General features: G+C 35.3%; 7 protein-coding genes. All 7 read right to left on the bottom strand.

Going from position 1 to position 13,230, the window contains the following annotated elements; all coding sequences use genetic code 11:
• Positions 1–88: 88 nt before the first annotated feature.
• On the bottom strand, positions 89–745 hold the full coding sequence (locus DMA14_RS16605) for a Pr6Pr family membrane protein (RefSeq protein ID WP_111425704.1): 657 nt from the start codon (positions 743–745) through the stop codon (positions 89–91).
• A gap of 49 nt (positions 746–794) precedes the next feature.
• Positions 795–1,352: a YdeI/OmpD-associated family protein gene (locus tag DMA14_RS16600; protein WP_111425703.1), complete on the bottom strand. Its 558-nt coding sequence runs from the start codon at positions 1,350–1,352 to the stop codon at positions 795–797.
• A gap of 287 nt (positions 1,353–1,639) precedes the next feature.
• The gene (locus DMA14_RS16595) at positions 1,640–4,057 is read right to left on the bottom strand and encodes a sugar-binding domain-containing protein (RefSeq protein ID WP_111425702.1); all 2,418 of its coding nucleotides are present in this window, start codon (positions 4,055–4,057) and stop codon (positions 1,640–1,642) included.
• Positions 4,058–4,301: 244 nt separating this feature from the next.
• Positions 4,302–7,829, bottom strand: a complete 3,528-nt coding sequence (locus tag DMA14_RS16590; protein WP_111425701.1) for a malectin domain-containing carbohydrate-binding protein — start codon at positions 7,827–7,829, stop codon at positions 4,302–4,304.
• Positions 7,830–8,081: 252 nt separating this feature from the next.
• Entirely contained in the window at positions 8,082–10,811 is a 2,730-nt protein-coding gene (locus DMA14_RS16585) for an alpha-d-galacturonidase (protein WP_111425842.1), read from the bottom strand.
• A gap of 152 nt (positions 10,812–10,963) precedes the next feature.
• A complete protein-coding gene (locus DMA14_RS16580; RefSeq protein ID WP_111425841.1) occupies positions 10,964–11,848 on the bottom strand; it encodes a sugar phosphate isomerase/epimerase family protein in 885 nt (294 codons plus the stop codon).
• A 96-nt stretch (positions 11,849–11,944) separates the two neighbouring features.
• Positions 11,945–13,090, bottom strand: coding sequence for a sialidase family protein (locus DMA14_RS16575; RefSeq protein ID WP_111425700.1), 1,146 nt, complete (start codon positions 13,088–13,090; stop codon positions 11,945–11,947).
• Between the last annotated feature and the right edge of the window lie 140 nt (positions 13,091–13,230).

The following is a 13,230-nucleotide window of genomic DNA, read 5'->3' as shown; positions in this document are numbered from 1 at the left end:
AGTTTGTAGAAAAATTTCAGGAGAAAGAAGGAAAGAAGAAAGTTCCTTTTTTTTGTTAATTCCTGACTAGAAGATCGACTATTTTATTTTAGTCTTCCAAGCTAATCTTCTTAGTCCTAATTTTCGAAATTAAAATCAAAATCACAGACAAAACCACAAAAGAGATTAAAACGAAAAATCCGTTTATGAGTGCTGTTTGCAATCCGAGTTTAGTAACATCAATAAAAGGATAAGGATAAAAGCTAGAAGTAAATCCGTGGATTATGGTATAAATCATGTAAATAATCGGGTAAACCAACCAAAACCAAATGGTTTTAAAAGAGATCTTTTCAGGACTTACAAAGAACAGCCAGAAAACCAAAAATAAAATGGGAACGACCGTATGAAAAATTTCGCTTACAATAAGATGATGTCCTTCTAAATGAAGTGTTGGGCGAAGAAGCAAATTAAAAACAATCCCAACAATCAAAATATAAACTGTTATCGCAGTGATTGTGGTGCCTTTTTTGAAAAAAGTATTTGCCTTGCTTCTTCCGCCAAATAACAAAAAAGCACTGCAAAGAAAAACTATAGTATTTGTTGTAATAGTGAAGAAACTGAAAAAACGAACTGCTGCACTGAAAAAAGTAAATTCAGGACTTTTTAACAGTAAATAAAACTGTACAGGCAAGGCGTATAATTCTAAGGCAAAAATAATACCTAGCAAAATTTCCCCTTTTATTTTTGTGGTATTTTCTTTTTCCATATTTCACTAAAAGTCAGACTACTAAAGTAAAACATTTTATTCATAATAGCTACAAGACTCTTTTCTGTTTTTCACTTTCTGTAATCGTTTTTTCAAGTCTAGAAAGCTGTGTTTTTTCTTGCTTGGCACTCATAATCCAATGAATCATCACTTTCTTATACGAAGGGGCCTGCTTCTCAAAAAAATTCCAAGCGATTGTATTGTTTTTAAACTGTTTCTCGTAAACATCTAACAACGGAACTGGTTCTTTTTCGTGCGAATAAATCTTAGACTTATTTTCGGTTCTAAAACTAAAAGCTTTCAAACCAGCATCGGTCATTAATCCCGCTTTTGTCAAATCTTCTATCTTCTGAATATTAATCGCACTCCAAATGCTAGAAGGCTTTCTTGGAGTAAAACGAATTGTATAGCTTTCCGTATCAATAGATTTTCGAACACCATCAATCCATCCAAAACAAAGCGCTTGATCTACAGATTCTGACCAGCTCATAGAAGGCTTTTTACTCGTAACTTTATAAAAACCAACCAAAAGTTCTTTCTCTTTTTGATGGTTCCTCTCAAGCCATTTTCTAAATTCTAATTGATTTACGAAGAAAGTTGGTGTCATTTATTTTGAATTATTTTATAAATATATCAATATTTTAAATGCTTAAAAGAAAAAATCCGCTTCTAGTTTGAAGCGGATTCTGATTGTTTGTATTATTTCGCTCCTCTGGAGCTTTACTCTTATATGAGAATCATTTTTCTATAAATATTTTTCTATAAATATTTGGCTCTTCCAGAGCTACAAAGATTTTCTAAATTGTAATTTAAAAAGCTCCAGCGGAGCTTAATATTTATAGAAGAAAAATAATAGATTAGAGAATCAAAGCCCCATCGGGGCGACATATAAAATTAATTAACTCTTATCTGAACTGACGAATCTTGTAAATTCTCTGCCGTTGCCTTCAACTGAATATTTTCTTTCTTCCCATTCGACTGAATAATAGCAATACATTTTCCATTAAACAACTTACAAGAATTTGCTTTAAAAGAATCCAAATTGGCTTGATAACCATTATCAACACCAACTAATTTTCCTCCGCCAATTACTTCAAAATTGATTAAATCCATGGCGTTTGGCAATAAGTTTCCGTCTTTATCAGTCATAGAAACCGTTACGTAAACCAAATCATAAGTATCGTTTTTGATTGAAGTTTTATCAGCTTGCAAGTCTAGTTTTGAAGCTTCTCCTGCTGTGCGGATTTCTTTCTCTAAAACCACTTTTCCGTTCTTTCTAGAAACCACTTTTAATGTTCCAGGTTCGAATTTTACGCGCCAAGAGATATGCAAATCATCATTTTGTTTGGCTTTCTTTCCTAACGACTTTCCGTTTAAGAATAATTCCACTTCATCGGCATTATTATAATACGCCCAAACTTCAACTTCTTGATCTTTTTTCCAGTTCCAATGCGGTAAAATATGAAGAACCGTTTTATTCGACCATTCGCTTTGGTACATATAATACACATCTTTTGGAAGTCCAGCTAAATCTACAATCCCGAAATACGAACTTCTTGCAGGAAACGGATACGGGTCTGGCTCTCCGATATAATCGAATCCTGTCCAGATAAAAGTTCCCGCCATGAAATCCTGACTTTTAATAGTTTTCCAGTTTTCTTCATGCGTAGCTCCCCAATACGATTTTACCTGATCGTAAGCCGAAACCGTCCAATCGGCATTTCCGTCAAACGCAGCGCCGTATTTTGTTGGCCATGCTTTAATTCCGTCAGGAAAATCATAATGTCCACGTGTTTCCAAAGCCGAAACACTTTCTGAAGCCAATATTTTTTGTCCTTTAAATTTCGTTGGAAAATCTTTATAATCTTCATGTTTGTAATTGAATCCTAAAAGATCTAAAGCGCCAGACTGATAAATAAAGTTTTTCTCAATTATATTTTCGGTCAAAGCCGAAGTTACGGGACGAGTTGTATCAAGAGATTTTACAATCTTAGCTAATTCTCTGGTAATTGAAATTCCCGTCGAATCAAATTGCTCTCTGATTTCGTTTCCAATACTCCACATTATTACCGATGGATGATTGCGATCTCTTTTGATAAAATCTTCTAAATCTTGTTTGTGCCAAGCATCCCAATCTTTATGATAATCATTGGTTACTTTTTTCTTTTTCCAAACGTCAAAAGCTTCGTCCTGAACAATAAATCCCATTTCGTCGCACAATTGCATCATTTCCAAAGAATGTGGATTATGAGACATTCTGATAGCGTTGGCTCCCATTTCTTTCATTAAAGTTAGTTTTCTTCTAACCGCGTGAATATTTTCAACTGCACCCAAAGCACCATTATCGTGATGCAGACAAACGCCATAAATTTTGGTTGGAACACCATTTAAAGAAAATCCTTTTTCCGAATCGAAATTGAAAAATCTAAATCCAAGTGGCGTTTCATACGTATCAATTAAAGTTGAGCCATCATAAACTTTAGTACTTATTTTATATAAATATGGATTTTCTGTATCCCAAAGAATTGGGTTTTCCATATTGATATTCTGTCTAATTTGTAATATTGAATTTGCAGGAATATTTCCATCAGAAATTCCTTTTGCAACTTCAATATTGTTTTTATCCAAAACTGTCGAGACTAACTTAAAAAGTTTATTCTTAGTTAAATCATTCTTAACGTCAATATCAATATCAACAACAGCTTTTTCTTTAGAAATAATTCTTGTAGTTACATAAGTTCCCCATTTTACTACATGAATTTTATTAGTTGCAACTAAACGCACATTTCTATAAATTCCAGAACCTGTGTACCATCTTGAATTCGGCTGTGCATCATTATCTACTTTTACTGCAATCGTATTTGATTTTCCAAAGTTTAAATATTGCGTCAAGTCATATCCAAAAGAAATATATCCGTTTGGGCGAACTCCTAATGATTTTCCATTAATGAAAACTTCACTATTCTTAAAAACACCGTCAAATTCAATTGAAACTGTTTTGTTTTTCCAATTTGCAGGAACTGTAAATACTTTACGATACCAACCTTTTCCAGCAGGTAAAAATCCTTGTGCTTGTTTGGTTTTGGCATCTTTATCAAAAGCACCTTCAATACTCCAATCGTGCGGTAATTGAAGCATTCTCCAATCTGATGCATTGAAATTAGCATTTATTGCTTCAGGATAATCTCCCAATTTGAAGTTCCAGTTTTTATTGAAATCTTCGACAATTCTGGCTTGTTTTTGTGCAAAAATTGATACCGAAAACAATAAGGCAATTGTAATTTTTTGAAATGTGTTTTTATGTTTAATCATGAATATGTTTTTTATTCTAATCTTGTTTTGTCTTTTTTGTCAGGCTGAGCGGAGTCGAAGCCCACGCAAACTAAGTCATCAATCTTTGTCGAGCAACTAGTGCGATCCTTCGTTCCTCAGGATGACACACTGAATGTTATAAGGGTTGGGTTAAATGCTTTACGCGGGCTTCGACTTCGCTCAGCCTGACAAACAATGAAAACCTCTGTTCCTTTGTCACTCTGCTACTTTGAACCTCGTAAAATCACTGAAACTCAAAATTATCTAACAACAATCCCTTCAAATCATCACCTTCAAGTGTTATTTTATACGTTCCTGCATTAATATAACCACCTGATGTTGTGTTTAAAATCTTCCATTTTTCAGGCGAAGGGAAAAACTCAATCGTATCGTTTCGCATTAAAATCCCGTACGCATCTTCCATTTTGAATTTCACTTTTAATGGCGTTTCATTTCTATTCATAAAACGGAAACGCATTAAATAAATTCCGGCAACACCAGGTTTTACTTCAAACTCGATGCTATTGTTTGTCTTTTTTGTGAACTCAATATAATCGGCTTTTTTGAAATTTCCTTTTTCGATTCCTGTTCCTGTTGTTTTTGTTTTTTCGGCTTCTATGACTACAACTGGTCTTGAATCGTCTTTTTCGCCCATATCGTACGTTGGAACGACTGCAATCGAAGATATTGTTTCAGAATTATCAAAAAGAACTTTTTCGCCTTTCTTTACTTTTTTAGTGAAAACATCAAATGAAATTCCGTTGCTATTCTTCGCTTTCTCTTCTATTTTCTTATAATCTGAAAGTCCGTTTAATGTTTTGATTTTACTATCAACTAAAACATAAATTGTCGATTCTTCTTTAGCTATAAATGATCCTTTGTTTTTTGGATTAACTGAAAACTGTAAATAATCTGCTCCAAAAACCTCTGAAGGCAATTCGTTAAAAATAACATCTGAATCTGAAAATTGTTTTGAATTGATATCTAGCCATGAAGCTATTCTATTGTTTTTATCATAAGAATCAAAAACCAAATTCTGGATATTTTTTGAAGATTCAGCTGCTGGTCTTGCATGAATGTCTTTTGTTGCAATTGCAATTGCAGAAACAATCGCTTGTGAAGCTTTTACATTTGGAAATGAAATCACAATTTTTCCGTTTGTACTTTTTACTTTAAATGTTTTCTTCAAAGCGTTATCATGTCCAGCTTCTGCCCAAATATCAAAATCTTTTAAAACAACATTTTCGTTTATTGCAACGTCAAACAAACGCCAGCCTTTGCAATCCATTCCGCCACCAGTTCCATACCAAGGTTCTGTGAAATATAATTCGACTAAATATTCACCATCTGGAGCTGGAAATTCGTAACGTAGTTTATCAACTCCGTATCTAAAACTTTGAAATAACTCAGGATCTTTTGTTCCTTTTATCGGGTCGAAAGTTGTTCTTTGACTGGCAAAAAAGTCTGGCAATTTTTCAAAATTATCTGTCCACGATAGCGAACCCCAAGTATTTTGACCGTTTTTATGCGTATCGGTAAACCAAGTATTTCCGGCAGAATCTGTCAATTCTGAACCTCCGCAATTTACTCTATAAATGTAATTATAACCTTTTTGAGCTTTTGTTATATCCGTTTTCTCAGACGTTAAAGCATCAAAACTTGGTGCTTTTGGAAAATTATTTAAAACGATATAATCTTTAGCAACCGCTTTTCCATTTACATAACCAACAGCATATAAAACATTGTATTGAATATTGACATTATTAAATTGAAAATGCTGTCCGATTCCTGGATTTTTTAGTTTTCCTAAAGAAGATTTATTGACGTCGTTGAACAATTCTACTTCATCACAATTCGAATAAATATCGATTCCGTTTTTTATTCCCTGCTTTTCCCAACGGCTTGGCCAAGTATGCGAAACAATATAAACCATCGGATTGGTTTTGTTCGAAACATAATTCGCACGGTACATATAAAAAGCATCCAAAGGTTCGCCCCAAATGGTAAAGAGTCCTTTGTAATTTACTGGGCCAACTTTGTCAATGTCTCTAAAACCTTCTCCGTTTTGCACTCGTCCCGGATTTTCGTGCGAAGCAAAAAGCCAGTTGAATTGTCCCGCAATTTTATCTTTTACCGATTCGGCTTCTCTAACTTTAATTTCCATTAATTGAGAAAAACGGTTTTCGCTTAAAGTCCCTTTTTGGTCAAACTCCCCTTCTGTATGCAAATCGGCTGAACGCCATGCGCCATATTCTCCGTTTAACAACTGAGTCGTCATTTCCAAATGGTATTTTAAAGGATCTCCGCCATACGTTCCAGACCAGTTTTGAACTACATTCCAATCTGTTCCTTCTCCACCATTACAAGTTGTTACGATTCTTTGCGATGCAGATAACGGATCCATTTCGCGGATAATCCGGGTACATTCTTCTGCAAATTCTTTTGGAATCGTGCTTTCGTTCTGCAATCCCCACATTACTACAGATGGACTGTTTCTGCGTTCTTTAATCCATTCTCGTAATAAGGTTTTAAAGTTTTCTTTAAACTCAGGCGTATCGTACCAAATATGTGCTGAAAACTGACTCCAAAACAGGATTCCGTTTTCGTCTAATTCTTTTTGATATAATAAATTATGAGGCTGATGTGCTTCTCTGAAAGCATTAAATCCACCTGCTTTGATTTGCTCGATTCGGGAATGAATCATTTCGTCTGAAAACGAATGACTTTTTCCAATTAAATGTTCATATTCACAAACGCCGTTTATAAAAACAGGTTCATCATTGATGAAAAAACGATTGTCTTTTCCGTCACGACTTACCGGCCAGCTTACCCAGCGAATTCCATATGGTGTTGTTAATTGATCAACTATTTTTCCGTTTTCATAAATTGAAGTAACCAATTTATACAAATATGGATTCGATGGCGACCATAATTTCGGATTCTGAATCTCAGGAAGCGTTTGTGCTATTTCTCTTGTTTCTCCCGAATTGATTTTGTTATCGCTTTTATTGATAGCAACTTTCTTTCCTGAAGCATCAAGAAGGATATTTTCGACAGTTAAGTTTCGTTGTGAAGTGCCGTAATTCTTGATTTCTGTAGTGGTATGAAGAATCGCTTTTTGTTTAGAAACCGATTCATCGTTCCAAATATGAACACCAAACGGCTGAATTCTAATATTGTTTGTAATTACCAAAGTAACAGGCCTGAAAATTCCCATTGGCTGAGAACCTTCAGAAAATCCCCATTCTCCTGAACAGCCACCGCAAACCCAAGGCAAATCGGCTATAAAAGAGGGATGTGAAGCTTTTACTAAAATGATATTTGCTGCATCGAAAGAAACTGCTTTTGTAATATCTAAGGTGAAAGTAGTTCTTCCGCCTTTGTGTTCTCCTACTTTTTTACCATTTACCCAAACAGTTGCATACGAACTTACACCTTCAAAATAAAGAAAATGTTGTTTTGAACTGTCTTTCTTATCGAGTTTTAGTGTTTTTTTGTACCAGGCGGTACCATGTAAATTTCCATGTTTTGTTCTTCTGAAACCATAATACTGATCCCAATTGTGAGGCACACTAACCTTTTGCCAATTGGAATCAGTTTTTGGATTTTCTACAAAATCTTCTTCTTTCAGCGGAAGATTATCCAGTATTACGGTTTCCCAAGACGAATTCAGTGAAATTTCTTTACGAAACTTCCCTGAATCTTTGCTCTGACTCCAAACAAAGCAAAGACTTGAAAAAAAACAAAAAATAAAAAAAACTATTCTATTCATATTTTCTATTTCCTGCAAGGTTTTAAAAACCTTGTAGGTTTACTTTTTAACGTTCATTTTAGATACCTACAAGGTTTTTAAAACCTTGCAGGAAACGCATATGTTTCTTTGACACTAGACCTAACAGGTTTTGAAAACCTGTTAGGTCTAAATTAACTACGAGTTTGCGTGAGGGATGGCAGTGGAGCTCTCCCGATTTTTCATCGGGAAGCGGGAACGTACAGCCCGACCCGAAGGGACACGCCCAAATTATTAATAAAACAACCAGTCAATAGCTGCTTTTTCTCCTGCATCGATATACCCCACATCACGTGGCGTTATGGTTTGATCTGCATCGATGAAACCTAAAATCAATACTTTTCCTTTACCTAAATCTAATTTATTCTCCCCTGGCTGGAAAGTATAGGTATGAATATTTACACGCGGAAGCTCTTTTAAATTCATTGCACTTGCCAGAATCACTTCGGCCTGACCGTGCGCATTTCCTGCTGCATCTGTTTCTAAACTAGGCGGTAATAAAAATCTCTTTTGATCTGAATTGAAATAACCCACTACTAATTTAACCGCTTTTGTATTTCTAAACTTCAAATGTGTTCCTTTTTCGTTTTGATCGTTTTCTACGAATGAGAATCCTCTTAGGTTTTGAAGTTCTGGAGCAATTTTAGTCAATTCAGAAATATCTGTTCCGTACACTTTTGTACCAGTTTTTACTAAATAAGTTCCAGGCTTTTCGTCAATGAAAGTTACTTCGGCTGGTTTCCAAGGTTTTCCTTCTTTGGTTTCTATTTTACCATCTTTTGAAGATTTTAGCTTCTCTAAATTCCTTTTAAAATTAGCTAATTCACGCTCGTAATGCGGTAACAATTCTGCCCAGGTTTTGTTGTTTCCGTCGTCTCCTCCAATCGGGATTCGGCGTTGAGCAGTCTGCATACTGTTGGCATAGTAATAGGTATCTTTTGTTAGTTTTACCAATAACTCATAATACTCGATACTTTTTTCTAGATGAGGCAAAGCTTTATCTAAATCGGTAATATCATTTGAATAACTATATCTTAAAACCAATAAAGCTGCTTTTACTTTTTCTGAGAAAAAATCTGCGAAAGCCTTATAAGCATGCATATCGTTTTTAAGGCGTTCAAATTCTTCTTTGTCTTTGGTTACGCTTGCTTCTGCTTTATCTATTGCTTCAACGGCTAATCTGCCATGTTCTGTAATTTCAGCAATAATTTGCGTTGGCAATTCGCCTGAATGCGGTTCTTTATTCCATTCTTTTTTAGCATATTCTAAAAGCAATTCACCCGCTGGTCCACAAGATTCGTGGAATCCCGGATATACTCTCCATTTGGATGGATTTACCAACTGACTTTCGAACATTCCTAACAATAAAGTCTGACGGTTTCCTTCTGTAATTCCGAAACGTCTTAATGTTTTTGGAGCAATTTCTCCTGTTTCTTCGTACGCTTTTAAAATATTGTTTGCTGCTTCTTGAGAAGTTCCGAATTTCGCAGCTAAATCTTTATCCCAAAATTTAACTTCCTCCTTTCGATCTCTTTTGCTATCCCAAGCATATCTTGCCCAAGCCTTGTACCAAATCCAGTCACGATCCATTTCTAATAAACGTTCTCCTGATTTTGTTTTATCTGCCGAATATGGCCAATCCCAATACGAAGCTTGCGGATATAAATGCAGTGCATTTGCACCGTGAACGCTGTGCATTGCTTTTACCGTTTTCTGGATAAAGTCTGGTGAACCGTATCTGAAAGGTTCTAAATTAGCCAAAATATGAACGTTCTCAATATGAATTGATTTCAGAGCACTCAACTGTTTGTGCGTTTCTCCCCAAGGTCCGCCCGGCGTGTAAGTCGTTAAAGATTCTCCTGTATATTTACTTTCAGTGTAAAGGTTTTTGTATAACGGAAGTGATTTTTCCATCACCAAAGGTCCGTCAGTATCATGAGAACGAAGAATAATTGGCGGTTCTTCTGTTTTTCCTAATGCCTGTAAACCATCACGAACACCCGGAATAATCGTTTTTGTAAACCATTCTACATCATCATCAACGGTATTGATTGCTTCTCCCAAACAAACCATCAATCCAACATTTGGATATTTTTCAATGAATGCTGCAATAGATTTTCTCGTGTAATCTGACAACAAAGGCGTAATAGGTCTTGAACGATCTTGAGTTTTAATATTGTAATGCTCTGCAAAAGGCTTAGAAACAATAATATTATAAAACATCTGAATGACCCAGATTCCTCTTTTGTTGGCTTCAACTGTCAAGAATTTATAGATTTCCTCATTCTTTTTAAAATCTTCGTCGCTGACTTCTACCGCAAATGGATATTCTTTTAATTTCACCAAAGAAGCAAAAGGGTGTCCGTTCCATAAATACAGCGAGTTCATGCGGTTTTCTACCAGCATATCTAAATATTTAATCCAAAGTGCTTTATCATAAAACCAAGGAAAAGTTTCTGGCGTATATGGATATTCGTAAACGTCACGTCCAGGAAGATAAACCGGTTTCTGCATTCCGATACAAGCGCCTCGCAAAACCATTTCTGGACTGTCGTCAATATTGATTTCTGAAGGAAGTTTTCCTGAAGCTTTAATTTTATCTGTTAATTCTAAAGCACCATACAAAGCTCCGCTTGCATCTGTTCCTTCAATATAAATTACATTATTTTGAGTACGAATCTGGAAACCTTCTTTCTTGTTTAATTTGCTATCGTCGATTTTAGCGCTTTTAGCATTTTTCTTCCAGAAATCAGTTCCTTTTTCTCCAATTACAATTACTTTATCTTTTGATTTTTTGAATTTATCAGAAGAAGTTACACTGAACCCTTTTGCTGAAAGGCTTTCAGATAATTTCTCTGCTCCAAATTTTGCTCTTGGCGAACTCGGATCACTCACAACTGTGATGTTCTGCGCTGTCGCGAAAGAGACGTAAAGACATAAAAAAAGTAATTGTAAAAATTTCATAGTATGCTGTTTTTGGGTATTCATTCTAAAAATAATCTGCTAAATCTGCCCGATCTGCGTGAAAAATATCTCTCGCAGATTTAGCAGACTCGGCAGATTTATAGTGAAAAATTGTGTTGTTTAACGATTACATATTGATCACTGTTTATTGTTTAATTCTGGAAAATTTTCTTCAAATAAGCTACGTTTGCTCCGTAATTGGCTTTTAGATTATGTACTTGCGTTACGTCGCGAGAACGCTCTACAATTAGCCATCCGCTCCATTTCATTTCATCCAAAGTTTGTTTGATTTTTGGCATGTCGATCGCTTTATCATTTTCTAACCAAAATTGATCGGTATTCGAAGCATGAATTTGAGCTACATATTTCTTTCCTAAGATTTTCAATTCTGATGAAATATCTCTTTTATTATCTAAAGCATTCGCAAAATTGAAAGAGCTTTTAATGTATTTTGAACCTACTTCATCTAAAAGTTTTTTCTCCTCTGTCGCGTCTAAAGAGGTTTCAATCGCAATTACACCACCTATTTTCCCTACTTCTTTTCCTGCCCATTGCAGTCTTTTAATCACTTCTGGACGTAATTCCGGATTTTTAACCAAATCTGTTTGTGTTCCTAACGGAAGATAAGCCACTTTTACTTTCATGTTTTTCATGGCCTGAATACAATCTACAATCATTGGTGTGATTTCTCTTGTGGCAAAAGATTGTGCATAGAATCCTGACATCGCAATCGAGCTGATTCCAACGCCAGTTTCTTTTGATTTATCTAAGAATTTTTGTCTTTCGACAGGATCTCCCAGTTTACTATCAAAAGTGGGACGATTTCCTAAACCCCCCATATCCAGTTCGATTCCATCAGCTTTTATTTCAGCTGCTAAACCAAAAGCACCTAATTTTTGTCTTTTTAAAATCATCCAATCGCAAACTGCAACTTTATATTTTTGCTTTTTATTGGAAGACTGCGCCGTTGCACAGCTATTGAATGCTGTTGACATAGCAACAAGTATTGCAATTAATAAATTTCTTTTAGATTTCATGGTTATATTTTTTTTTGCCACGAATTGCACCAATTTTCACGAATTAGCATTAAAAAAATTCGTGAAAATTCGTGGAATTCGTGGCGAACTTTTTCTTTACTCTTCTTCCGCTTTTACCGCTGTAACTACTTTTCCTTCTTCACCCGGCCAGATTCCGTTTTTAATTGGAAGCGCCACTAATTTGCTTGGATCGATTTTTACATATTTCAGTTTTTCTCTTCTCCAAGTGTACACGATATGCACCATTCCGTCTGAACTTTGAATAATTGAAGGATAAGAATACTGGCTGATTTTTGAATCTTCTAAAACCAAAGCAGCGTTCCAATTGATTCCGTCTTTAGAAACAGAAACGTTCAAAGGCGTTCTTGGCCCTTTCGCTTCTTTTCCTGGAGGAAGAACATGATTATAAACTAATAAATGTCTGCCGTCTTTAAGTGTAACCGCATCAGTTCCTGAGTTGTTATTTGGAAGTCCGATTAACTCAACATCCGACCAAGTTTTTCCGTTATCTTTTGAGAATGTGCTAAAAATCGCTCTGTTTCTAGTTCTTCCAATAGCCTGAATACTTCCGTCTTTATGGAATAAAATACTTGGTTGAATCGCATTAATTTTTTGTTTTCCTCTTGGAAGCGTATCTCCCAATACCCAAGTTTTTCCAAAATCTGGAGTAGATTCCATACGAAGTCTCCATCCGTCGCCTTCAATACTTGATGGACATAATAAAGTTCCGTTGCTTAATAAAACAGGTTTATTTTTGATTGGTCCTAAGAAACCGTCTGGCATTTTTTGTGCTTCAGACCACGTTTTTCCGCCATCAGATGAAGTTCTTATTACACCCCACCATTCAGATGGTTTTGGTCCTATTTTGTAGAACAACATTAAATCGCCTCCCGGAATTTGATATAAAACCGGATTCCAAGTTGGTAATCTCGGCCCTTCTTTCATAACACCGTCAGCTACTTTTACGCCTTCGTTCCAAGTGTCGCTTCCTTTTGGTTTGATTGCCACGTAAATGCAAACATCTGGGTGTCTTTCGTGAGTTCCACCAAACCATGAGGCAACTAAATCACCATTTGTAGCTTCGACAATTGTAACGGCATGGCAAGACGGATAAGGCGCTTTATCATAAATAAATTCATCTACTAAAATTCCTTCTTTCCAAGTCTTTTTCTCTAAAGCCGATTTACAACTTCCTAAAAGGAAAAGTCCAAACAAGACAAATGCTAATTTTGTTATCTTCATTCTTAATTAAATTATGAATTATTTTTTTTGACTATAAATACATACCTAACATTTTTTTAGGTAAAAATATTTAATAAGTGTAAAAATAACACCAAAAAATTAACAATGTATCCTGTACTGTCCCGAATTATTAAAAATGC

The sequence above is a fragment of the Flavobacterium sharifuzzamanii genome (assembly GCF_003254585.1).
Classification (GTDB): Bacteria; Bacteroidota; Bacteroidia; order Flavobacteriales; family Flavobacteriaceae; genus Flavobacterium; species Flavobacterium sharifuzzamanii.
Note: the sequence above shows the minus strand (reverse complement) of the source record. Positions and strands in the feature narration are given on the sequence as shown.

Bases quoted from the DNA above. Each gene is read 5' to 3' on its own strand.
- DMA14_RS16605 (WP_111425704.1), bottom strand. From the start codon at position 745: ATGGAAAAAGAAAATACCACAAAAATAAAAGGGGAAATTTTGCTAGGT.
- DMA14_RS16600 (WP_111425703.1), bottom strand. From the start codon at position 1,352: ATGACACCAACTTTCTTCGTAAATCAATTAGAATTTAGAAAATGGCTT.
- DMA14_RS16595 (WP_111425702.1), bottom strand. From the start codon at position 4,057: ATGATTAAACATAAAAACACATTTCAAAAAATTACAATTGCCTTATTG.
- DMA14_RS16590 (WP_111425701.1), bottom strand. From the start codon at position 7,829: ATGAATAGAATAGTTTTTTTTATTTTTTGTTTTTTTTCAAGTCTTTGC.
- DMA14_RS16585 (WP_111425842.1), bottom strand. From the start codon at position 10,811: ATGAAATTTTTACAATTACTTTTTTTATGTCTTTACGTCTCTTTCGCG.
- DMA14_RS16580 (WP_111425841.1), bottom strand. From the start codon at position 11,848: ATGAAATCTAAAAGAAATTTATTAATTGCAATACTTGTTGCTATGTCA.
- DMA14_RS16575 (WP_111425700.1), bottom strand. From the start codon at position 13,090: ATGAAGATAACAAAATTAGCATTTGTCTTGTTTGGACTTTTCCTTTTA.